Source organism: Streptomyces sp. NPDC088730 (genome assembly GCF_044751215.1).
In the GTDB taxonomy this organism is placed as follows: Bacteria; Actinomycetota; Actinomycetes; order Streptomycetales; family Streptomycetaceae; genus Streptomyces.
In genome coordinates this window covers 691,095-713,747 of the sequence record NZ_JBIVLK010000002.1, presented here as the reverse complement: position 1 = coordinate 713,747, position 22,653 = coordinate 691,095, and the positions used below count along the sequence as shown (strand labels likewise).

The following is a 22,653-nucleotide window of genomic DNA, read 5'->3' as shown; positions in this document are numbered from 1 at the left end:
CCGCGGTGGTACGCCTCGCGCTACCGCCCCGCCGCCCTACCGCACGAAGACTCCCGCCTGGCTCGCCAGGTCCAGGAAGTACTGCGGGGCCAGGCCCAGCACCAGCGTGACCGCGACACCGACCGCGATCGTGGTCATCGTCAGCGGGGACGGGACGGCGACCGTGGGGCCGTCCGCCTTCGGCTCGCTGAAGAACATCAGCACGATGACCCGGATGTAGAAGAACGCGGCGATCGCCGAGGAGATCACACCGACCACGACCAGTCCGCCCGCGCCACCGTCGGCCGCGGCCTTGAACACCGCGAACTTCCCGGAGAAGCCCGAGGTGAGCGGGATACCGGCGAAGGCCAGCAGGAACACCGCGAAGACCGCGGCGACCAGCGGGGAGCGGCGGCCGAGCCCGGCCCACTTCGACAGGTGCGTCGCCTCGCCGCCCGCATCGCGCACCAGGGTGACGACGGCGAAGGCGCCGACCGTCACGAAGGAGTACGTGGCCAGGTAGAAGAGGACGGAGGAGATGCCCTCCGGAGTGGCCGCGATGACACCGGCCAGGATGAATCCGGCATGGGCGATCGAGGAGTAGGCCAGCAGCCGCTTGATGTCGGTCTGGGTGATGGCGACGATCGCGCCGCCCAGCATCGTGACGATCGCGACGCCCCACATGACCGGGCGAAGGTCCCAGGTGAGGCCCGGCAGCACCACGTACAGCAGGCGCAGCAGCGCACCGAACGCGGCGACCTTCGTGGCCGCGGCCATGAAGCCGGTGACCGGGGTCGGGGCGCCCTGGTAGACGTCCGGGGTCCACATGTGGAAGGGGACGGCGCCGACCTTGAAGAGCAGGCCGGTCAGGATCATCGCGCCGCCGATGAGCAGCAGCGCGTCGTTGCCCATGGTGTCCGCGAGCGCCGGGTCGATCTTCTGGATGGAGCCGTCCACGACGGAGGCGATCTTGGCGTACGAGACGGAGCCGGCGTACCCGTAGAGCAGGGCGATCCCGAAGAGCAGGAACGCCGAGGAGAAGGCGCCGAGCAGGAAGTACTTCACCGCGGCCTCCTGCGACATCAGCCGCTTGCGGCGGGCGACGGCGCACAGGAGGTAGAGCGGGAGCGAGAAGACTTCCAGGGCCACGAAGAGCGTCAGCAGATCGTTGGCCGCCGGGAAGACCAGCATGCCCGCGACCGAGAAGAGGATCAGCGGGAAGACCTCTGTGGTGGTGAACCCGGCCTTGACCGCGGCCTTCTCGCTGTCACTGCCGGGGACCGAGGCGGCCTGCGCGGCGAACGAGTCGACCCGGTTGCCGTGCGAGGCGGGGTCGAGCCGCCGCTCCGCGAAGGTGAACACGGCGACCAGCGACGTCAGCAGGATGGTGCCCTGGAGGAACAGGGCGGGCCCGTCGATGGCGACCGCCCCCATCGCGGCGATGTGCGCCTTCGTCGTGCCGTACCCGTCGGCCGCCAGGCCGATCACCGCGGCGAACGCGGCGACCAGCGCGACGACGGTCAGGAAGATCTGCGTGTGGTAGCGGGCCCGGCGCGGCACGAAGGCCTCGGCGAGCACGCCCAGTACGGCGACTCCGATCACGATCAGGACCGGGGTCAGCTGGGCGTACTCGATGACCGGCGCCTTGAACTTCTCGTCAGGAGCGGCCGATGTCACCCCGCCCGCCATTGTCCACAGGCTGTGGACAGCTGTTGCGCTCACTTGACGGCCTCCACCTCGGGCTGCGGGTCCTTCTTCTGTACGTCCGACATGGTGTGCTGCACCGCGGGGTTGACGATCTCCGTCAGCGGCTTCGGGTAGACGCCCAGGAAGATCAGCAGTGCGATCAGCGGGACGACCACCACCAGCTCACGGGCCCTGAGGTCCGTCATGCCCTGGACCTCGGCCTTGACCGGCCCCGTCATCGTCCGCTGGTAGAGCACCAGGACGTAGATCGCGGCGAGCACGATCCCGGTGGTGGCGATGATGCCGGCCACCGGATAGGCGGAGAACACACCGACGAGGACCAGGAACTCGCTGACGAACGGGGCGAGCCCCGGCAGCGAAAGGGTGGCCAGACCGCCGATCAGGAAGGTGCCGGCCAGGATCGGCGCCACCTTCTGGACTCCGCCGTAGTCGGAGATGAGCCGCGAGCCGCGCCGGGTGATCAGGAAGCCCGCCACCAGCATCAGCGCGGCCGTCGAGATGCCGTGGTTGATCATGTAGAGCGTCGCGCCCGACTGGCCCTGGCTCGTCATCGCGAAGATGCCGAGGACGATGAAGCCGAAGTGCGAGATCGACGCGTAGGCGATCAGCCGCTTGATGTCGCGCTGGCCGACGGCGAGCAGCGCCCCGTAGACGATGCTGATCAGCGCCAGGACCAGGATCACCGGGGTGGCCCACTTGCTGGCCTCCGGGAAGAGCTGGAGGCAGAAGCGCAGCATCGCGAAGGTGCCGACCTTGTCGACGACCGCGGTGAGCAGCACGGCGACCGGGGAGGTCGCCTCGCCCATGGCGTTGGGCAGCCAGGTGTGCAGCGGCCACAGCGGGGCCTTCACCGCGAAGGCGAAGAAGAACCCGAGGAAGAGCCAGCGCTCGGTGCTGGTCGCCATGGAGAACGTGCCGTTGGCGCGGGCCTCGGCGATCTCGGAGAGCGAGAACGTCCCCGCGACCGTGTAGAGCCCGATCACCGCGGCCAGCATGATGAGGCCGCCGACCAGGTTGTAGAGGAGGAACTTCACGGCCGCGTACGAGCGTTGCGTCGCGGCGTTCTCGTCGCCGCCACCGGCCGCCGCGGCGGCCGCGGAGGAGGTGGCCCGGTCACCGAAGCCGCCGATGAGGAAGTACATCGGGATGAGCATGGCTTCGAAGAGGATGTAGAAGACGAAGACGTCGGTGGCCTCGAAGGAGAGGATCACCATCGCTTCGGTCATCAGCATCAGGGCGAAGAAGCCCTGGGTGGGCCGCCATCGATAGGGCTTGTTCTCGTTGGGGCCTCCCCTGCTCGAACGGAGTTGAGAGCTTGGGGACGGATCGGCGTCGTGCCAGCCGGCCAGGATGATGAAGGGCATCAGCAGGGCGGTGAGCGCCATGAGCGCCACCCCGATGCCGTCCACCCCGAGTTCGTACCGGACGCCGAAGTCCTTGATCCAGGCGTGCGATTCGGTGAGCTGGAAGCGGCTGCCGCCGGGTTCGAAGCGGGCGAGCACGATGCCCGCGAGCACCAGGGTGCCCAGCGAGAAGAGCAGCGCCAGCCATTTGGCGGCGGTGCGCCGTGCGGCCGGGACGGCGGCGGTGGCGATCGCGCCGATCGCCGGGAGCACCGCCGTCGCTGTCAGGAGGGGAAAGGACATGTGATCAGACCGCCCTCATCAGCAGGGTCGCGGCGATGAGAACCGCCGTACCGCCGAACATCGAGACCGCGTAGGAGCGGGCGTAGCCGTTCTGCAGTTTGCGCAGCCGGCCGGAGAGCCCGCCCATGGAGGCGGCCGTGCCGTTGACGACCCCGTCGACCAGGGTGTGGTCCACGTACACCAGGGAGCGGGTGAGGTGCTCGCCGCCGCGGACCAGGACCACGTGGTTGAAGTCGTCCTGGAGGAGATCGCGGCGGGCGGCCCGGGTGAGCAGCGAGCCGCGCGGGGCGACCGCGGGCACGGGCTTGCGGCCGTACATCAGCCAGGCGATGCCGACTCCGATCACCAGCACCACCATGGTGGCGGCGGTGACGGTGCTCGCGCTGACCGGGGCGTCTCCGTGGTCGTGGCCGGTGACGGGCTCCAGCCAGTGCAGGAAGCGGTCACCGATGGAGAAGAAGCCACCGGCGAAGACCGAACCGAAGGCGAGCACGATCATGGGGATCGTCATGGACTTCGGGGACTCGTGCGGATGCGGCTCGTGGCCCTCCGCGTCGGGGACCCAGCGCTTCTCGCCGAAGAACGTCAGCAGCATCACGCGCGTCATGTAGAACGCGGTGATCGCGGCGCCCAGCAGGGTGACCGCGCCGAGGATCCAGCCCTCGGTGCCGCCCTTGGCGAAGGCCGCCTCGATGATCTTGTCCTTGGAGAAGAAGCCGGACAGTCCGGGGAAGCCGATGATCGCGAGGTAGCCGAGGCCGAAGGTGACGAAGGTGACCGGCATGTACTTCCGCAGGCCGCCGAACTTCCTCATGTCGACCTCGTCGTTCATGCCGTGCATGACCGAACCGGCGCCGAGGAAGAGCCCGGCCTTGAAGAAGCCGTGGGTCACCAGGTGCATGATCGCGAAGACGTAGCCGATCGGGCCGAGCCCGGCGGCCAGGATCATGTAGCCGATCTGCGACATCGTCGAGCCGGCGAGGGCCTTCTTGATGTCGTCCTTCGCGCAACCGACGATCGCCCCGAAGATCAGGGTGACCGCGCCGACGACCACGACGACCAGCTGTGCGTCCGGCGCGGCGTTGAAGATGTCGCCGGACCGGACGATGAGGTAGACGCCCGCGGTCACCATGGTGGCGGCGTGGATCAGGGCCGAGACCGGGGTCGGGCCCTCCATCGCGTCACCGAGCCAGGACTGCAACGGCACCTGGGCCGACTTGCCGCACGCGGCGAGGAGCAGCATCAGGCCGATCGCCGTCAGCTTGCCCTCGCTCGCCCCGTCGGTGGCCGCCAGGACGGGGCCGAAGGCGAAGGTGCCGAAGGTGGTGAACATCAGCATGATCGCGATCGACAGGCCCATGTCACCGACCCGGTTGACCAGGAAGGCCTTCTTCGCGGCGGTGGCCGCGCTGGGCTTGTGCTGCCAGAAGCCGATGAGCAGGTACGACGCCAGACCGACGCCCTCCCACCCGACGTACAGCAGCAGGTAGTTGTCGGCGATGACCAGGATCAGCATCGCCGCGAGGAAGAGGTTCAGATAGCCGAAGAAGCGGCGCCGGCGCTCGTCGTGCGCCATGTAGCCGATCGAGTAGATGTGGATCAGCGTGCCCACACCGGTGATCAGCAGCACGAACGTCATCGACAGCTGGTCGAGCTGGAAGGCCACATCGGCCTGGAAGCCCTCGACCGGAATCCAGCTGAACAGCCTCTGGTGCAGCGCCCGGTCGTCCGCGCTCTTCCCCAGCATGTCGAGGAAGAGCACCACTCCGATGACGAAGGAGGCGCCGGCGAGCAGGGTGCCGAGATAATGGCCCACGCGGTCCAGGCGCCGGCCGCCGCACAGCAGCACCGCCGCTCCGAGCAGGGGCGCCGCGACAAGCAGCGCAATCAGGTTCTCTGCGTTCATTTGGTCCTGCGCCCCTCTACAGCTTCATCAGACTGGCGTCGTCCACCGAGGCCGAGTGGCGGGAACGGAACAGCGACACGATGATCGCGAGCCCGACGACGACCTCCGCGGCGGCGACGACCATCGTGAAGAACGCGATGATCTGGCCGTCGAGGTTGCCGTGCATACGGGAGAAGGTGACGAACGCGAGGTTGCAGGCGTTGAGCATCAGCTCCACGCACATGAACACCACGATCGCGTTCCGCCTGATCAGCACTCCGGACGCGCCGATGGTGAACAGCAGTGCGGCGAGATAGAGGTAGTTGACCGGATTCACTTGGCGACCTCCTCTTCCTCGGCGGTGTCCCGGCCGAGCCGTTCGCCGGAGCGCTGCTCCAGCGCCTTGAGTTCGGCCAGCGACTCGTTGGACACATCACGCATCTGGCCGCGCTTGCGCAGTGTCTGCATCACGGTGAGTTCGGACGGTGTGCCGTCGGGGAGCAGACCGGCGATGTCCACGGCGTTGTGCCGGGCGTAGACGCCGGGGGCGGGCAGCGGCGGCAGGTGGCTGCTGCGTACCCGGTCCTCGGACATCTCCCGCTGGGTCTTGGCCCGTTCGGTGCGCTCGCGGTGGGTGAGCACCATCGCGCCGACGGTGGCGGTGATCAGCAGGGCACCGGTGATCTCGAAGGCGAAGACGTACTTGGTGAAGATGAGGCTGGCGAGCCCCTCCACGTTTCCGCCGTGCTCGGCGTTGGCGGTGCCGAGCCCGTTGAAGCTGTTCAGCGAGGCGTTGCCGATGCCGGCGATCAGGAGGACGCCGAAACCGAGGCCGCAGCCGATGGCCAGCCAGCGCTGGCCCTTGAGCGTCTCCTTCAGTGAGTCCGCCGCCGTGACGCCGACGAGCATGACCACGAAGAGGAACAGCATCATGATCGCGCCGGTGTAGACGACGACCTGGACGATGCCCAGGAAGTACGCCCCGTTGGCGAGGTAGAAGACCGCCAGGATGATCATCGTCCCGGCGAGGCTCAGCGCACTGTGCACGGCCCTCTTCATCAGTACGGTGGACAGCGCGCCGATCACGGCGACGATGCCGAGCACCCAGAACTGGACGGCCTCGCCCGTAGACGTCTGGGAGGCCGCGGCGGCCAGGCCGGTCATGCGTCCACCTCCTGCGTCGAGCCGTTGCTCTCGTTGTCGGACGGCTTCTCGCCCTTGGAGACGGCGGTCTGACGTTCCGTACCGGGAGCGGCCTCGGTGACCAGGCCCCGGTAGTAGTCCTGTTCGTCCGTGCCGGGGAAGATCGCGTGCGGGCTCTCGACCATGCCTTCCTCCAGGCCCGCGAGCAGCTCGTCCTTGGTGTAGATGAGGCTCTCGCGGGTGGTGTTGGCGAGCTCGAACTCGTTGGTCATCGTCAGCGCCCGGGTCGGGCAGGCCTCGATGCACAGTCCGCACAGGATGCAGCGCGCGTAGTTGATCTGGTAGACGCGGCCGTAGCGCTCCCCCGGGGAGTAGCGCTCCTCCTCGGTGTTGTCCGCGCCCTCGACGTAGATCGCGTCCGCCGGACAGGCCCAGGCGCACAGCTCGCAGCCGATGCACTTCTCCAGGCCGTCCGGATGGCGGTTGAGCTGGTGCCGGCCGTGGAAGCGCGGCGCCGTCACCTTCGGCGTCTCCGGATACTGCTCGGTCAGCCGCTTCTTGAACATGGCCTTGAAGGTCACGCCGAAGCCGGCCACCGGATTCTGGAACTTGTCGTCCGAGGACTGCGGGGACTGGGCGGACCCGCCGGCCCCCGAGCCCCCGGAAGCCACGCTCGACCCCGTCGGCCCGGTGGCCTTCGGCGGCCGCTCCGACCCCCGCGACTCAGGCAGTTCAGACATGGTCGGCCTCCTTTCCGTCACTCGGATTTCCGTCACTCTGAGTATCCACGCCACCACTGACAACGAGCTCGCGCTCACGGCGCGGCACTCGCCTGGGCACCGGCGGCAGGGTCTGTCCGGGCAGCGGTGGCACCGGGAACCCGCCCGCCATCGGGTCGAACGCCGGCTCCGGCTCCGCCTCCGCCGCGTCGGCCCGGCCCTTGCGGTCGCGGAACATGTCGACGACGAAGGAGATCAGCAGGATCGCGATCACGGCCCCTGCCACGTAGAGCAGGATCTTCGAGTAGTCGTAGCCCTCGTTGCGCAGCGCCCGCACCGTGGCGACCAGCATCAGCCAGACCACGGAGACCGGGATCAGTACCTTCCAGCCCAGCTTCATCAGCTGGTCGTAGCGGACGCGGGGCAGCGTGCCGCGCAGCCAGATGAAGAAGAACAGCAGCAGCTGGACCTTGAGGACGAACCAGAGCATCGGCCACCAGCCGTGGTTCGCGCCCTCCCAGAAGGTGCTGATCGGCCACGGGGCCCGCCAGCCGCCCAGGAACAGGGTGATGGAGACCGCGGAGACGGTGACCATGTTGACGTACTCGGCGAGCATGAACATCGCGAACTTGATGGACGAGTACTCGGTGTTGAAGCCGCCGACCAGGTCGCCCTCGGACTCGGGCATGTCGAACGGGGCGCGGTTGGTCTCACCGACCATCGTGATGATGTAGATGATGAACGAGACCGGCAGCAGCAGGATGAACCAGCGGTCCTGCTGCGCCTCCACGATCTTCGAGGTCGACATCGACCCGGAGTAGAGGAACACCGAGGCGAACGCGGCGCCCATCGCGATCTCGTAGCTGATCATCTGCGCGCACGAGCGCAGACCGCCGAGCAGCGGGTACGTCGATCCGGAGGACCAGCCCGCCAGCACGATGCCGTAGATCCCGACCGAGGCGACCGCGAGGATGTAGAGCATCGCGATCGGCAGGTCGGTGAGCTGCATCGCCGTACGGTGGCCGAAGATCGAGACCTCGTTGCCGGACGGGCCGAACGGGATCACCGCGATCGCCATGAACGCCGGTACGGCGGCCACGATCGGGGCGAGGATGTAGACGGCCTTGTCGGCCCGCTTGACGACCAGGTCCTCCTTCAGCATCAGCTTGATGCCGTCGGCGAGCGACTGGAGCATGCCCCAGGGGCCGTGCCGGTTGGGACCGATGCGCAGCTGCATCCAGGCGACGACCTTGCGCTCCCACACGATGGAGAAGAGCACGGTCAGCATCAGGAACGCGAAGCAGAAGACCGCCTTGACGACGACGAGCCACCAGGGGTCGGTGCCGAACATCGACAGGTCCTCTGCGGCGAGCACCGCACCGTGCGGGGCCGCGGCCAGTTGAGCGAGGGCAGTCACGCTCGCACCTCCGGTGTCTCGTCGGGAGTACCCGGTGCGGCGGGACCGATCCGCACCAGACCGCCGGGCTGGGCGCCGGTTCCGGCCGGCACGCCCCGTCCGGTGGAGTTCAGCGGCACCCAGACCACCCGGTCCGGCATGTCCGTGACCTGGAGCGGGAGTTCGACGCTCCCGACCGGGCCGCTGACGGCCAGCAGATCGCCGTCCTTGACGCCGGTCTCGGCGGCGGTGACGGCGGAGAGCCGGGCGACCGCGGCGTGCCGCGTCCCGGCCAGCGCCGTGTCGCCCTCCTGGAGCCGGCCCAGGTCGAGCAGCATCCGGTGGCCCGCCAGGACCGCCTCGCCGTCACCGGGCCGGGGCAGCGGCTGGGCCGGTTCGCGCGGGTCCGCCGTGTGCGTGCCCTGCCAGCCGCCGAGCCGGTCCAGCTCGCGGCGGACCGACTTCAGGTCCGGCAGCGCGAAGTGGACGTCGAGCGCGTCGGCCAGCATGTGCAGCACCCGGGCGTCGCCCGGCGCCAGGGTCCGGGTCATCTGCTCCGGCTTCAGCGCGGCCTCGAACATCCGCGCCCTGCCCTCCCAGTTGAGGAAGGTGCCGGACTTCTCCGCGACCGCGGCCACCGGGAACACCACGTCGGCGCGGTCCGTGACCTCGCTGGGGCGCAGCTCCAGGGAGACCAGGAAGCCGACCCGGTCCAGGGCCTCCAGGGCCCGGCCGGGCTCCGGCAGGTCCGCGGTCTCGACCCCGGCGACGAGCAGCGCGCCCAGTTCGCCGGAGGCCGCGGCCTCGATGATCTGGCCGGTGTCGCGGCCGAACCGGGACGGGAGCTCGGCGACGCCCCAGAGGGCCGCCACCTCGTCCCTGGCCCGCGGGTCGGTGGCCGGGCGGCCGCCGGGCAGCAGCGACGGGAGCGCGCCCGCCTCCACCGCACCGCGCTCGCCGGCCCGGCGCGGGATCCACACCAGGGTGGCGCCGGTGGCGGTGGCGGCCCGTACCGCGGCGCTCAGCCCGCCCGGTACTCCGGCCAGCCGCTCCCCCACCACGATCAGGGCGCCCTCGCCGCGCAGCGCCTCGGCCGCGGCGGCTCCGTCGCCGTCCAGGCCGACGCCGCCCGCGATCGCGTCCAGCCACTCCGTCTCGGTACCGGGGGCGGCCGGCAGCAGCGTGCCGCCCGCCTTGGTGAGGCCGCGGGTGGCGTGCGAGGCGATCCCGAAGGTCCGCTGGCCGCTCTTGCGGTGGGCCTTGCGCAGCCGCAGGAAGACGCCGGGCGCCTCCTCCTCCGACTCGAAGCCGACCAGCAGCACGGCCTGGGCCTTCTCCAGCGAGGTGTAGGTGACCCCGCTGCCGTCCAGGTCGCGGCCGCGCCCGGCGACGCGGGCGGCCAGGAAGTCGCCCTCCTCGCTGCTGTGCACCCGGGCCCGGAAGTCGATGTCGTTGGTGCCCAGGGCGATCCGGGCGAACTTGCTGTACGCGTAGGCGTCCTCGACGGTCAGCCGGCCGCCCGTGAGGACCCCGGCCCGGCCGCGGGCCGCGGCGAGACCGGCGGCCGCCGCCTCCAGCGCCTCGGGCCAGCTCGCCGGCTCCAGCTCGCCGGACTCGCCCCGCACCAGCGGGGTGGTGAGCCGGTCGCGCTGCTGGGCGTAGCGGAAGCCGAAGCGGCCCTTGTCGCAGAGCCACTCCTCGTTGACCTCGGGGTCGTTGGAGGCGAGCCGCCGCATGACCTTGCCGCGCCGGTGGTCGGTGCGCGTCGCGCAGCCGCCGGCGCAGTGCTCGCACACCGAGGGCGAGGACACCAGGTCGAAGGGGCGGGAGCGGAACCGGTAGGCCGCCGAGGTGAGCGCCCCGACCGGGCAGATCTGGATGGTGTTGCCGGAGAAGTACGACTCGAACGGGTCGCCCTCGCCGGTGCCGACCTGCTGGAGCGCGCCGCGCTCGATCAGCTCGATCATCGGGTCGCCCGCCACCTGGTTGGAGAACCGGGTGCAGCGCGCGCAGAGCACGCACCGCTCACGGTCCAGCAGCACCTGCGCGGAGATCGGGACGGGCTTCTCGAAGGTGCGCTTCTTGCCGTCGAAGCGGGAGTCGGCGCCGCCGTGCGACATCGCCTGGTTCTGCAGGGGGCACTCGCCGCCCTTGTCGCAGACCGGGCAGTCCAGCGGGTGGTTGATGAGCAGGAGCTCCATCACCCCCTTCTGCGCCTTCTCCGCGACGGGCGAGGTGATCTGCGACTTGACGACCATGCCGTCGGTGCAGGTGATGGTGCAGGACGCCATCGGCTTGCGCTGGCCCTCGACCTCGACGATGCACTGGCGGCAGGCGCCGGCCGGGTCGAGGAGCGGGTGGTCGCAGAAGCGCGGAATCTCGATGCCGAGGAGTTCGGCGGCCCGGATGACCAGGGTGCCCTTGGGCACGCTGATCTCGATGCCGTCGATGGTCAGCGTGACGAGGTCCTCGGGCGGAAGAGCCGCCTCGCCGCCCCCGGAGGGCGCACTCGTGGTGACTGTCATGCGTTCACCCCCCGGTGAGCGTTCTTGTCGTCGGCCCAGACGGTCGACTTGGCGGGATCGAACGGGCAGCCCTGGCCCGTGATGTGCTGCTCGTACTCCTCGCGGAAGTACTTGAGCGAGGAGAAGATCGGTGAGGCGGCGCCGTCACCGAGGGCGCAGAACGACTTGCCGTTGATGTTGTCGGCGATGTCGTTCAGCTTGTCCAGGTCGGACATCTGCCCCTTGCCGGCCTCGATGTCGCGGAGCAACTGGACCAGCCAGTAGGTGCCTTCGCGGCAGGGCGTGCACTTGCCGCAGGACTCGTGGGCGTAGAACTCGGTCCACCGGGTCACGGCTCGCACCACGCAGGTCGTCTCGTCGAAGCACTGGAGCGCCTTGGTGCCGAGCATGGAACCGGCGGCGCCGACGCCCTCGTAGTCGAGGGGTACGTCGAGGTGCTCCTCGGTGAACATCGGGGTGGAGGAGCCGCCCGGGGTCCAGAACTTGAGCCGGTGGCCGGGGCGCATGCCGCCGCTGATGTCGAGGAGCTGGCGCAGGGTGACGCCGAGCGGGGCCTCGTACTGGCCGGGTCCGGCGACGTGTCCGCTGAGCGAGTAGAGCGTGAAGCCCGGGGACTTCTCGCTGCCCATCGACTTGAACCAGTCCTTGCCCTTGTTCAGGATCGCGGGAACCGAGGCGATGGACTCGACGTTGTTCACCACAGTGGGGCAGGCGTACAGACCGGCGACCGCGGGGAAGGGCGGCCGCAGCCGGGGCTGGCCGCGCCGTCCTTCGAGGGAGTCGAGCAGCGCCGTCTCCTCACCGCAGATGTAGGCGCCGGCACCCGCGTGCACGGTGAGTTCCAGATCGAGACCGGAGCCCAGGATGTCCTTGCCGAGATAGCCCGCCTCGTACGCCTCGCGCACGGCCTCGTGCAGCCGCCGCAGTACGGGGACGACCTCGCCGCGCAGGTAGATGAAGGCGTGCGAGGAGCGGATCGCGTAGCAGGCGATCACGATGCCTTCGATGAGGCTGTGCGGGTTGGCGAAGAGGAGCGGGATGTCCTTGCAGGTCCCCGGCTCCGACTCGTCGGCGTTGACCACCAGGTAGTGCGGTTTGCCGTCGCCCTGCGGGATGAACTGCCACTTCATCCCGGTGGGGAAGCCGGCGCCGCCCCGGCCGCGCAGACCGGAGTCCTTGACGTAGGCGATGAGGTCGTCGGGGGACATGGCGAGGGCCTTGCGCAGTCCCTCGTACCCCTCGTGGCGGCGGTAGGTCTCCAGGGTCCAGGACTCGGGTTCGTCCCAGAAGGCGGAGAGGACCGGTGCCAGGATCTTCTCGGGGCTGGTCCCGTTCTTGTCGATTTCGGCGGCCAACGTCATCACTCCCCCTCCTCGGCGGCGGGACCGGCCGGGTTGTCCGGGTCGGATGCCGAGGTCTCTTGTGGCGCGTCGTGGGAGCTGAGGTGTTCGGCACCCTTCTGCGGTTCGTCGCGCGGGGCTTCGCCGCGCGGGCTCACCACGCGGGGCTGCGGCGTGGCCTCGCCCTTGGCCAGCTTCAGGCCGATCAGCGAGGCGGGTCCGGCGCCGCCGGTCGCCTCGACCGCGCCGGGGCGCTCGTCGGGGAAACCGGCCAGGATCCGGGCGGTGTCCTTGTACGAGCACAGCGGGGCGCCGCGGGTCGGCTCGACGGTGCGCCCGGCGATCAGGTCGTCGACGAGCCGGGTCGCGCTCTCGGGCGTCTGGTTGTCGAAGAACTCCCAGTTCACCATCACGACGGGCGCGAAGTCGCAGGCCGCGTTGCACTCGATGTGTTCGAGCGTGACCTTGCCGTCCTCCGTCGTCTCGTCGTTGCCGACGCCGAGGTGCTCCTTGAGCGTGTCGAAGATCGCGTCGCCGCCCATCACCGCGCAGAGCGTGTTGGTGCAGACGCCGACCTGGTAGTCGCCGCTGGGCCTGCGCCGGTACATCGAGTAGAAGGTGGCGACCGCGGTGACCTCCGCGGTGGTGAGGCCGAGCAGCTCGGCGCAGAACGCCATGCCCGTACGGGAGACGAACCCCTCCTCCGACTGCACCAGGTGCAGCAGCGGCAGCAGCGCGGAGCGGCTGCCGGGGTAGCGGGCGATCACCTCCTTCGCGTCCGCTTCGAGCCTGGCGCGCACCTCGGCCGGGTAGGCGGGGGCGGGGAGCTGCGGCATCCCCAGACTGACTTCGCTGCGTGCTTCGGTCACCGGTCGACGCCTCCCATCACGGGGTCGATGGACGCGACGGCGACGATGACGTCAGCGACCTGGCCGCCCTCGCACATCGCCGCCATGGCCTGGAGGTTGGTGAAGGACGGGTCGCGGAAGTGGACCCGGTAGGGGCGGGTGGATCCGTCCGAGACGACGTGCACGCCGAGTTCGCCCTTGGGCGACTCGACGGCGGTGTACGCCTGCCCGGCGGGGACCCGGAAGCCCTCGGTCACCAGCTTGAAGTGGTGGATCAGGGCCTCCATGGAGGTGCCCATGATCTTCCTGATGTGGTCGAGCGAGTTGCCGAGTCCGTCCGGTCCGAGCGCGAGCTGCGCGGGCCAGGCGATCTTCTTGTCGGCGACCATGACCGGTCCGGGTTCGAGCCGGTCGATGCACTGCTCGATGATCCGCAGCGACTGGCGCATCTCCTCCAGCCGGATGAGGAAGCGTCCGTAGGAGTCGCAGCTGTCCGCGGTGGGGACGTCGAACTCGTAGTTCTCGTACCCGCAGTAGGGATCGGTCTTGCGCAGGTCGTGCGGGAGTCCGGCGGAGCGCAGGACGGGACCGGTGGCGCCGAGCGCCATGCAGCCGGTCAGGTCGAGGTAGCCGACGTCCTGCATGCGGGCCTTGAAGATGGGGTTGCCGGTGGCGAGCTTGTCGTACTCCGGCAGGTTCTTCTTCATGGTCTTCACGAACTCGCGCAGGTGGTCGACCGCGCCGGGCGGCAGGTCCTGGGCGAGACCGCCGGGCCGGACGAACGCGTGGTTCATCCGCAGTCCGGTGATCAGCTCGAAGAGGTCGAGAACGAGTTCACGATCGCGGAAGCCGTAGATCATGATCGTCGTGGCGCCGAGCTCCATGCCGCCGGTGGCGATGCACACCAGGTGCGAGGAGAGCCGGTTGAGCTCCATCAGCAGCACGCGCAGGACGGTCGCCCGGTCGGGGATCTGGTCCTCGATGCCGAGGAGCTTCTCCACCCCCAGGCAGTACGCCGTCTCGTTGAAGAACGGCGTGAGGTAGTCCATGCGCGTGACGAAGGTGGTGCCCTGCGTCCAGTTCCGGAATTCGAGGTTCTTCTCGATGCCGGTGTGGAGGTAGCCGATGCCGCAGCGGGCCTCGGTGACGGTCTCGCCGTCGATCTCCAGGATGAGCCGGAGCACGCCGTGGGTGGACGGGTGCTGGGGGCCCATGTTGACGATGATGCGCTCGTCGTCGGAGGCGGCCGCCGACTGGACGACCTCGTCCCAGTCGCCGCCGGTGACCGTATATACAGTCCCCTCGGTCGTGGCCCTGGGTGTCGCGTGGGGAGTGGTCATCAGGAGTACGACCTCCGCTGGTCCGGAGCCGGGATCTGGGCGCCCTTGTACTCGACGGCGATGCCGCCGAGCGGGTAGTCCTTGCGCTGCGGGAAGCCCTGCCAGTCGTCCGGCATCATGATCCGGGTGAGGGCGGGATGGCCGTCGAAGACGAGCCCGAAGAAGTCGTACGTCTCGCGCTCGTGCCAGTCGTTGGTCGGGTAGACCGCGACGAGGGACGGGACGTGCGGATCGCTGTCCGGCGCGGACACCTCCAGCCGGATGAGCCGGCCGTGGGTGAGCGAGCGCAGGTGGTAGACGGCGTGCAGCTCGCGTCCCTTGTCACCGGGAAAGTGGACGCCGCTCACCCCCGTACAGAGCTCGAAGCGCAGTGCCGGGTCGTCGCGCAGGGTCTTCGCGACGGTGGGCAGGTGCTCGCGGGCGATGTGGAAGGTCAGCTCGCCGCGGTCCACGACGGTCTTCTCGATGGCGTTGTCCGGGAGGAGGCCCTGTTCCTCCAGGGCTCCTTCGAGCTCGTCGGCCACCTCGTCGAACCAGCCGCCGTACGGGCGCGAGGTGGCGCCCGGCAGCGTGACGGTACGGACGAGCCCGCCGTAGCCGGAGGTGTCGCCGCCGTTGTTGGCGCCGAACATGCCCCTGCGTACGCCGATGACCTCGCCGGTCTCGTCGCGCGGGGAGGGGACGCCGTTGGCGCCGGGCTCCTGGTCACTCATCGCAGCAGCCCCTTCATCTCGATCAGGGGCAGTGCGTTGAGCGCCGCTTCCTCCGCCTCGCGGGCGGCCTCCTCCGCGTTGACCCCGAGCTTGGAGCCCTGGATCTTCTGGTGGAGCTTGAGGATCGCGTCGATCAGCATCTCGGGACGCGGCGGGCAACCCGGCAAATAGATATCAACCGGCACAATATGATCAACACCCTGAACAATGGCGTAATTATTGAACATTCCGCCCGATGACGCGCAAACCCCCATGGAGATGACCCACTTGGGATTCGGCATCTGGTCGTAGACCTGCCGCAGGACGGGCGCCATCTTCTGGCTGACCCGTCCCGCCACGATCATCAGGTCCGCCTGCCGCGGCGATCCGCGGAAGACCTCCATCCCGAACCGGGCCAGGTCGTAGCGACCGGCCCCGGTCGTCATCATCTCGATGGCGCAGCAGGCGAGGCCGAAGGTGGCCGGGAATACGGAGGACTTCCGTACCCAGCCGGCGGCCTGCTCGACAGTGGTCAGCACGAAGCCGCTGGGCAGCTTCTCTTCGAGTCCCATGGTGTGCCCCTCAGCCCCTCAGTCCCATTCCAGGCCGCCGCGACGCCACACATACGCGTAGGCGACGAAGACGGTGAGCACGAAGAGCAGCATCTCGACGAGCCCGAAGATCCCCAGGGCGTCGAAGGTGACCGCCCAGGGATAGAGGAAGACGATCTCGATGTCGAAGACGATGAAGAGCATCGCCGTCAGGTAGTACTTGATCGGGAAACGGCCGCCTCCGGCTGGAGTGGGGGTGGGTTCGATACCGCACTCGTACGCTTCCTGCTTTGCCCGGTTGTACCGCTTGGGGCCGATAAGCGTGGCGCTGACCACGGAGAAGATCGCAAACCCTGCCCCGAGGGCGCCGAGCACGAGGATGGGCGCGTAGGCATTCACGCTCCTCGCTCCTTCCAGTCGTCCTTGACCGTTGGACCGCATCGGGCGATCTGGCTCGCCACCTCACCAAGATCGTGCACATGTGAGGCAGTTCACAAGCCCGACTGCCCCGCATCCTATGCCCGCCGTCCTGTGATCTGCGACACGGGGTACGACAACGCCTTTGTGATCTCCACCACCTGACGAACGATCATGAAGTCGGATGAGCGGTGATCTTCATACACGAAGCGGCCGAGTGATCACGAGACGTGACATCCGGTGCCGTCATGGCTGGTCAAAGAGGTGTTGCTCTATCAAGCGATGGTGCCTACAGCCAAATTGGCGATGGACGCGATGCGGTGATATAGGGATCTGCCCCACTCTGCGGCGGAGCGGCCCACCGGGGACCGCCGGAGGATCACCGGAGAGATGACGGGGTCGGTCCGGCCCGAGGCGACGCGATGGACGAAATGCCAACATCCGGACATCAGTCCACTACCGGACGAATGGGCCATCAGGCGCGGCCAGTTCGACGCACACACCACACCTCTCGCGCGAGGCGCTCGTATGCCCATCACACAGAGACCACGCTGTGACCTGCATCACTCCACCACCCCCGCCACACAAGCGGGCTTGGCCAACGGCGTGAACGGATGGTAAGTGACGGGCAATTCGGGCGTATTGCCGAAAACCCGTGATCACAGCCGTGATGACATCCGCCCGATTTGCCCGTTACGGCGTCAATAAGGGCCCACAGAAAGCGGAATCACAGATTCCGAACGTAACTGTGTCGCAACACACGTTTCTTGATGGGACCCCTGGAGCCCTGATAGCGCTAGTACCCATGTCCCACACCGCTCTCATACCCAGCCACCGGAAGCCCCGCCAAAGCGCCTCGAAGACGGCGCTGCGGGCCGGAGTTGCCGGTGGCGTCCTCAGCACCATCGCGGTCGCAGGCGCTGCCGGTCCGGCCCAGGCCGAGCCGGTGACCCAGACCATCGAGATGCCCACCATCACGGCCGGCCTCTCCACCACCGTCGCGGCGTCCGCGGAGGCCACGCAGCAGGTCGCCCTGGACCTGGAGACGCAGGCCAACCAGGACGCGGCAGCCGCCACCGCCGCCAAGGCCGCCAAGAAGGCCAAGGCGGAGGCAGTCCGCAAGGCAGAGGCCAAGAAGAAGGCAGAGGCCGCCGCGAAGGCCGAGGCCAAGGCCAAGGCGGAGGCCGCCGAGCGCGCCTCCCGCGCCTCCCGCTCCACCGAGCGCACCACGCTCAGCGCCTCCTCGGGCTCCTCCTCCTCTTCCGGCTCCTCGGTCTCGACCGCCTCCGCGCCGGCCTCCTCCTCCGCATCGGGCTCCGCGGCCTCGGTCGTCTCGTTCGTTCAGATGCAGGTGGGCGACGCGTACGTGTCCGGCGGCACCGGCCCCAACTCGTGGGACTGCTCCGGCCTCGTCCAGGCCGCGTTCCGCACGGTGGGCGTCGACCTGCCGCGCGTCTCGCAGAGCCAGTCGACCGCGGGCACCCAGGTCGGTCTCGGCAACCTCCAGCCGGGCGACATCCTGTACTGGGGCGGCGCGGGCAGCGCGTACCACGTCGGGGTCTACGTGGGCGGCGGCCAGTTCGTCGGCGCGCAGAACTCCTCCACCGGTGTGGTGCAGAAGTCCCTGGACTACGACCCGCCGTCGGGCGCGGTCCGCGTCCTCTGATTCACATCAGCTGAGTTCACGGATTCACAAGCGCCTCGGCGCACATCGGATGGCCGTCGCTCCCCCGCTCGGGAGCACGGCCATTCGGCGTTTCCGGGTGCCTTCTCCGGCGGGAACCCGACATCACCCCCGCAGGTCACCGTTGACGTCGCGAACCTGCCGGACACCGTCCGCGTGCGCTTGTGAACTGGAGCGAACAGCCCCGCTCCACCGCGCACAGGACGGCCCCGTCATGCCCACCGAACTCATCACCCCCACCAGCACCACGCGCCGCACGTCCTTACCCGGCTGGTGGGCCGTGTCCGCCCTGACCCTGGCCCTCTTCGCCATCGTCACCACGGAGATCCTGCCGATCGGCCTCCTCACCCCGATCGGCGCCGAGTTCGGCGTCACGGAGGGCGCGGCGGGCCTGATGATGACCGTGCCCGGCCTCCTCGCCGCCGTCGCCGCCCCGACGGTGACCCTCGCGACGGCGCGCGTCGACCGCAGGCTGATGCTCTGCGCCCTGGTCCTGCTGCTCGCGGTGGCCAACTTCCTCACCGCCGCCGCGCCGGCCTACTGGCTGGTGCTGGTCGCCCGAGTGCTCGTCGGCACCTCCATCGGCGGCTACTGGTCGATCGGCGTCGGGCTCGCCGCCCGGCTGGTCGGCCCCGCCTCGGCCGGGCGGGCGACGGCGGTCGTCTTCGCGGCCGTCCCCCTCGGTTCGGTCCTCGGCGTCCCCGCCGGCACGTTCCTCGGCGACCTGGCGGGCTGGCGCACCACGTTCGCGGCGATGGGGCTGCTGAGCACCGGCGCACTGGCCCTGCTGCTCCTGACGCTCCCCGCCCTGCCTCCGGCCGAGGTGGTCACCCGCCCCTCGGTGCTCCGCGCCCTGCTGCGCGGCACGGGCACCCGGTACGCGCTGCTGATCACGTTCCTCATCGTGATGGCGCACTTCGCCACGTACACCTACGTAACCCCCTTCCTCCGCCAGATCACCGGCACCGGTCCGGCGCGGATCACCGGGTACTTGCTGCTCTACGGCGCCGCCGGGGTGGGCGGAAACTTCATCGGCGGCGCACTGGTCACGCGCGCCCCCCGCCTCGCCTTCGGGACGGCCGCCGCCACGATCGCCGCCGCGACCGCCCTGCTCCCCGTCCTGGGCCGCACCGACGCGGGCGCCCTCGCGCTGCTCACCGTCTGGGGGCTCGGCTACGGCGCGGTCCCGGTCTGCTCCCAGACCTGGTTCGCCCGAGCGGCCCCACAGGCGCCCGAGGCCGCCACGGTCCTGTTCACCGCGTCCTTCCAGGCGACACTCGCCGCGGGCGCGCTCACCGGCGGCGCGGTCGTCGACCACACCTCGCTCCGGGCGGTCATGTGGTGCGGAGCGGTGGTGGCGGGGCTGGTGGTGGCCGTGGTGGGCGCCGGGCGCGCGGAGCCGCGTCCGCGAGGCCGTTGACGCGGGCCGAGGGCCGTCACCCCCGGCGCGGGAGTGACGGCCCTCGGCCCGCGTGGCCGGGCGCGGACGTCGCAGCCGCGCCCACGGATACGCGGGCGTCGCCGCGAATACGCGGGGGTCAGCTCTACAGCCGGTCCAGCAGCCAGGTGCACAGCTCTTCGGTGATGGCCGTGTGCTTGGTGGTGGCCGAGGAGCAGAGGAAGTCGTCGAACTCGCTCTCCTCCGGGGACAGGTCGTCGATGCTCACGTACAGGTCCGCCGGCTGGTCGATGTCACGGACGGCGACCGCGCTGACCGACGGAACGAAGCAGACATCGGGGTGGCGCAGATCCACGGTGGCGCCGAACTTCTCCAGCATGCCGGCCAGGATCCCGTACGAGTCCAGGAAGCCGCCGGGAGCTCCGTCGAGCGCCGGGAAGCCGCTGGTCGTGATCGTCTTCTCGGCCTTCGGGAAGAGGCGCTTCAGCTCCGCGACGACGACTTCGCGGCCTTCGGCCTGGGTGTAGAGCGTCGTTCCCGGGTAGACCAGCTTCCCGGTGCTCGCCAGTGCCACCTGGCCGGGCGGGACTTCGAGCCCGGTGCCGTTGCCCCGGCCGTTGGCCACGGCGAGCAGCCGCGGCCGCCGGGGCCACCCGCCGACTTCGCGCAGCATCTCGAGGAACTTCTCGCGCTCCGGGTCGACCCGCACCGTCCCGTGCTCGCTGTCGTAGTGCCGCCACAGCATCTGGCGGGCGGCCGAGCTGTTCATCTGCTTCGCGAAGTTGTTCGCGACCGGGATGAAGTGGGCGAACGCCTGGAGCCCGACCGGGATCACCGCACCGCGGTGAGGGCTGTCGTAGGAGAAGTAGACGGCCGTACGGTGATCGATGCTGTCGTGCTCCATCTTGGCGAGCGCGTACCGGGTCACGATCCCGCCCATGGAGAAGCCGCCGACCGTCAGCGGAGTGTCACCCACCTGCTCCCCGATGGTGCGGTGGATGGCGCCGGTCACCGTCCGCGCGTTGTCCAGGATCGAGGCACTGCGGTCGTCGTAGCCGATCAGGATGACGTCGCTGCCGCGCTCCCCCAGAGCACTGAGGAACGCGAATTTCCCCTCCAGCCCCCGATAGAGCGCGTCGAGGTCACTCCGGCCCAGACTGAAGCCGTCGGCCATGAGCACCGGCTGCCGGATGCCGCTGTTGCCCGCGCCGTAGTAGACGCGGGCGAAGCCGTACGGCAGATCCCACTCCTCGTCCGGCTTGCGGACCTGCACCTGACGCGTGGGCCCGGCACCCGGCGCGCCGCCGACGGTGAACGCCCCGATGCTGTGTTCCGCCGACTCACCCTGCTGTACGGACAACGTGCGCTCCTCGCCCCTCGCCCGTGCCGCAGCGGCCCGTACGGCACGGGCTCGGTGACTGCGGACGGGTACGAAGACCGGGACATCATGGCCAGGCGGGCGGTCCCCGTACCGGCGATCTTGGCCACGCTCACCCGTCCGAGTGGCGGACGGAGAAAGGTTGTTCATACCTTCGTACGCGCAGCGCGCCCGGCGTACGGTCCCGGTACGGACCGGCACAAACCACACGGTCGTGGCGGTCCGTACCCGCCCGCCGCGCGTCGTGGTCCCCCACCGGCCCGTCAGGCTCGGTGGCGGGCGCTCTACTGGGCGGCTGGGTTCAGCCGCTCGGGGCGCTGCGTCGCGGCGAGCCCCGCGGGTTCACGCCGCCGCTCCGCACGGGGCGCCACATCGAGTGGCACGTACGCCCTCTGCTCCACCCGACGCTCACGCCCCCGACGTCTCCGCCGAGGGCCCACTGATTCGGGGTCGGCCGCGCTCGCGCGGGAGAGCTCTCTTCGCGAGGTTGTTGAGAGGAAGCTTCTCGTGGTCGGCCGGGCTCGCGCGGGAGAGCTCTCCGCTTCAAAGCCTTTCCGCGGCACCCGTCAGCGGGAAGCTTCCGTTGCCTGCGGGTTTCCCTGCTCGGCCGCGCGGCGGTATTCGGCGTTGATGCGCCGGGCCTCTTCCAGCTGGTCTTCGAGGATCACGATGCGGCAGGCATCTTCGATCTTCGTTCCCTGGTCGACGAGTTCACGGGCCCGGGCGGCGATGCGCAGCTGGTAGCGGGAGTACCGGCGGTGACCGCCGTCCGACCGCAGGGGGGTGATCAGCCGGTTCTCGCCGAGCGCACGGAGGAAGGCCGGGGCGGCGCCGAGCATCTCCGCGGCTCGGCCCATGGTGTAGGCGGGGTAGTCGTCATCGTCGAGGATGTCGGTGGGACGGGGACTGCGAGGGGGCATAGCACCTCATCTTTCGGGGACATGGTCGAGGGGCCCGAACGCCTTGCGGCACCCGGGCCCCGAGCTTTCAACACCATCTACCGGCTGACTGCGCCGGCCTTCTTGTTCCGCTTGTCCGCCTGGGAGGGCAGAGGTGCGGAGATCGCATATGCGTGACCGGGGACCACCTTCCGTTCCGGGGTCTGCGGTACCCGAGCGGTGCTTCTTCTCACCCGGGCGATCCTGATGGCGTCGGCTCCTTACCTCGTACGAAATCGGTCGTTCCTGCGGTTACCGCGGGTGCTGCTCGCGACCCCTGGGGCCGCTCGGCCCGGCTGCCAGCGAGGGAGCCCACCACTTCCGGCTCCGCCACTCCACCGCCGTTCCGCACCCTGTTCCGGTCCTGCGCACGGCAGTTCGTGTCTGCCGTGCCGTCTTTGCCGTCCTGGTTACGAGGAAAACACTACTCACGGCACAACCCAGATGTCTACTCTCGCCATGACAGTTTTTCTTCGTTGCACAGTCTGCATCTTCTTGCTGTGCCCATGTGAGGGAAATTGCTCCACTGTGAGTGTGAAGTCCGATGGGCCGGGCACGGGCACCTCTTAGCGTTAAAACCAACGCAGTGGGGTGATCGCGTATGAACGGCACAGCGACGACCGGCGCGGCAGTGCCCGCAGCCCTGGTCATCGAGGACGACAGCCCGTCCGGCGTGGCTCGCGCCCGCGATGCCACCCGCACCTTCGCCCGCGGTCTCGACCCGGCGCTGGAAGCCGAAGCGGCGGAGACTCTCATCCTGGTGGTGTCCGAACTCGCCACCAACGCGGTACGGCACGGGGGCGGCAGCTACACCCTCCGGCTCGACGCCACCGCCGAGTCGGTGCACGTGGCGGTCAGCGACCTCAGCGCCTCACCACCGTGCGAACGCGACCCGGACCTGAGCGAGGGCACGGGCGGCTTCGGCTGGCACATGATCCGCCATCTCGCCGACGACGTGGCCACGGTCCCCGGCCCGGGTCAGGGCAAGACCATCTACGCCCACCTGAACCGACACCGCACCGAGGAGGGCGGCGCCACCGCACAGCTGACCTGGTGATGTGCGGGC

The 22,653-nt window shown here is 69.3% G+C and carries 19 protein-coding genes; 3 read left to right on the top strand and 16 right to left on the bottom strand.

The window, feature by feature from the left end; translation table 11 throughout:
* Window positions 1-36: 36 nt before the first annotated feature.
* From nuoN to ACIP89_RS09935, 14 genes are read right to left on the bottom strand one after another with little or no spacing between them, the layout of a single operon-like run.
* On the bottom strand, window positions 37-1,701 hold the full coding sequence (gene nuoN / locus ACIP89_RS10000; RefSeq protein ID WP_401923294.1) for an NADH-quinone oxidoreductase subunit NuoN: 1,665 nt from the start codon (window positions 1,699-1,701) through the stop codon (window positions 37-39).
* Window positions 1,698-3,332: an NADH-quinone oxidoreductase subunit M gene (locus ACIP89_RS09995; protein WP_401923291.1), complete on the bottom strand. Its 1,635-nt coding sequence runs from the start codon at window positions 3,330-3,332 to the stop codon at window positions 1,698-1,700. The genes nuoN and ACIP89_RS09995 overlap by 4 nt, the downstream gene beginning before the upstream one ends.
* 4 nt (window positions 3,333-3,336) lie before the next feature.
* Window positions 3,337-5,238, bottom strand: coding sequence for an NADH-quinone oxidoreductase subunit L (nuoL, locus tag ACIP89_RS09990; protein WP_402114149.1), 1,902 nt, complete (start codon window positions 5,236-5,238; stop codon window positions 3,337-3,339).
* Window positions 5,239-5,254: 16 nt separating this feature from the next.
* Entirely contained in the window at window positions 5,255-5,554 is a 300-nt protein-coding gene (gene nuoK, locus ACIP89_RS09985) for an NADH-quinone oxidoreductase subunit NuoK (protein WP_024493678.1), read from the bottom strand.
* Complete coding sequence (locus ACIP89_RS09980; RefSeq protein ID WP_401923286.1) at window positions 5,551-6,381, bottom strand: NADH-quinone oxidoreductase subunit J; 831 nt, start codon at window positions 6,379-6,381, stop codon at window positions 5,551-5,553. Before ACIP89_RS09980 ends, nuoK begins: the two co-directional genes overlap by 4 nt.
* Window positions 6,378-7,100, bottom strand: a complete 723-nt coding sequence (nuoI, locus tag ACIP89_RS09975) for an NADH-quinone oxidoreductase subunit NuoI (RefSeq protein WP_401923283.1) — start codon at window positions 7,098-7,100, stop codon at window positions 6,378-6,380. The genes ACIP89_RS09980 and nuoI overlap by 4 nt, the downstream gene beginning before the upstream one ends.
* Window positions 7,093-8,496: an NADH-quinone oxidoreductase subunit NuoH gene (nuoH, locus tag ACIP89_RS09970; RefSeq protein ID WP_401928646.1), complete on the bottom strand. Its 1,404-nt coding sequence runs from the start codon at window positions 8,494-8,496 to the stop codon at window positions 7,093-7,095. The genes nuoI and nuoH overlap by 8 nt, the downstream gene beginning before the upstream one ends.
* Window positions 8,493-11,000 carry an NADH-quinone oxidoreductase subunit G gene (locus ACIP89_RS09965; RefSeq protein ID WP_402114146.1) on the bottom strand — a complete coding sequence of 836 codons (2,508 nt, stop codon included), beginning with the start codon at window positions 10,998-11,000 and terminating at the stop codon, window positions 8,493-8,495. The genes nuoH and ACIP89_RS09965 overlap by 4 nt, the downstream gene beginning before the upstream one ends.
* The gene (gene nuoF / locus ACIP89_RS09960; RefSeq protein ID WP_401923277.1) at window positions 10,997-12,364 is read right to left on the bottom strand and encodes an NADH-quinone oxidoreductase subunit NuoF; all 1,368 of its coding nucleotides are present in this window, start codon (window positions 12,362-12,364) and stop codon (window positions 10,997-10,999) included. The genes ACIP89_RS09965 and nuoF overlap by 4 nt, the downstream gene beginning before the upstream one ends.
* Window positions 12,361-13,176 carry an NADH-quinone oxidoreductase subunit NuoE gene (gene nuoE / locus ACIP89_RS09955; protein ID WP_401923809.1) on the bottom strand — a complete coding sequence of 272 codons (816 nt, stop codon included), beginning with the start codon at window positions 13,174-13,176 and terminating at the stop codon, window positions 12,361-12,363. Before nuoE ends, nuoF begins: the two co-directional genes overlap by 4 nt.
* 29 nt (window positions 13,177-13,205) lie before the next feature.
* The gene (locus ACIP89_RS09950; protein WP_401923275.1) at window positions 13,206-14,528 is read right to left on the bottom strand and encodes an NADH-quinone oxidoreductase subunit D; all 1,323 of its coding nucleotides are present in this window, start codon (window positions 14,526-14,528) and stop codon (window positions 13,206-13,208) included.
* The gene (locus tag ACIP89_RS09945; protein WP_402114143.1) at window positions 14,528-15,241 is read right to left on the bottom strand and encodes an NADH-quinone oxidoreductase subunit C; all 714 of its coding nucleotides are present in this window, start codon (window positions 15,239-15,241) and stop codon (window positions 14,528-14,530) included. Before ACIP89_RS09945 ends, ACIP89_RS09950 begins: the two co-directional genes overlap by 1 nt.
* On the bottom strand, window positions 15,238-15,792 hold the full coding sequence (locus ACIP89_RS09940) for an NADH-quinone oxidoreductase subunit B family protein (protein WP_024491742.1): 555 nt from the start codon (window positions 15,790-15,792) through the stop codon (window positions 15,238-15,240). Before ACIP89_RS09940 ends, ACIP89_RS09945 begins: the two co-directional genes overlap by 4 nt.
* An 18-nt stretch (window positions 15,793-15,810) precedes the next feature.
* Window positions 15,811-16,170: an NADH-quinone oxidoreductase subunit A gene (locus ACIP89_RS09935; RefSeq protein ID WP_024491741.1), complete on the bottom strand. Its 360-nt coding sequence runs from the start codon at window positions 16,168-16,170 to the stop codon at window positions 15,811-15,813.
* Between the two features lie 823 nt (window positions 16,171-16,993).
* Between ACIP89_RS09935 and ACIP89_RS09930 the strand changes: the two genes are divergently transcribed.
* Both ACIP89_RS09930 and ACIP89_RS09925 read left to right on the top strand, forming a co-directional pair.
* A complete protein-coding gene (locus ACIP89_RS09930; protein WP_402114141.1) occupies window positions 16,994-17,854 on the top strand; it encodes a C40 family peptidase in 861 nt (286 codons plus the stop codon).
* A gap of 232 nt (window positions 17,855-18,086) precedes the next feature.
* The gene (locus ACIP89_RS09925) at window positions 18,087-19,292 is read left to right on the top strand and encodes an MFS transporter (protein ID WP_402114138.1); all 1,206 of its coding nucleotides are present in this window, start codon (window positions 18,087-18,089) and stop codon (window positions 19,290-19,292) included.
* A 124-nt stretch (window positions 19,293-19,416) separates the two neighbouring features.
* On the opposite strand, the gene ACIP89_RS09920 is transcribed toward ACIP89_RS09925, so the two are convergent.
* Window positions 19,417-20,631, bottom strand: coding sequence for an esterase/lipase family protein (locus ACIP89_RS09920; protein ID WP_402114135.1), 1,215 nt, complete (start codon window positions 20,629-20,631; stop codon window positions 19,417-19,419).
* A 584-nt stretch (window positions 20,632-21,215) separates the two neighbouring features.
* Complete coding sequence (locus ACIP89_RS09915; protein ID WP_393336040.1) at window positions 21,216-21,569, bottom strand: MerR family transcriptional regulator; 354 nt, start codon at window positions 21,567-21,569, stop codon at window positions 21,216-21,218.
* Between the two features lie 619 nt (window positions 21,570-22,188).
* Here ACIP89_RS09915 and ACIP89_RS09910 point away from each other — a divergent pair.
* Window positions 22,189-22,644 (top strand): ATP-binding protein, encoded by a 456-nt coding sequence (locus ACIP89_RS09910; RefSeq protein WP_402114132.1) that lies wholly within the window; start codon window positions 22,189-22,191, stop codon window positions 22,642-22,644.
* Window positions 22,645-22,653 lie beyond the last annotated feature (9 nt).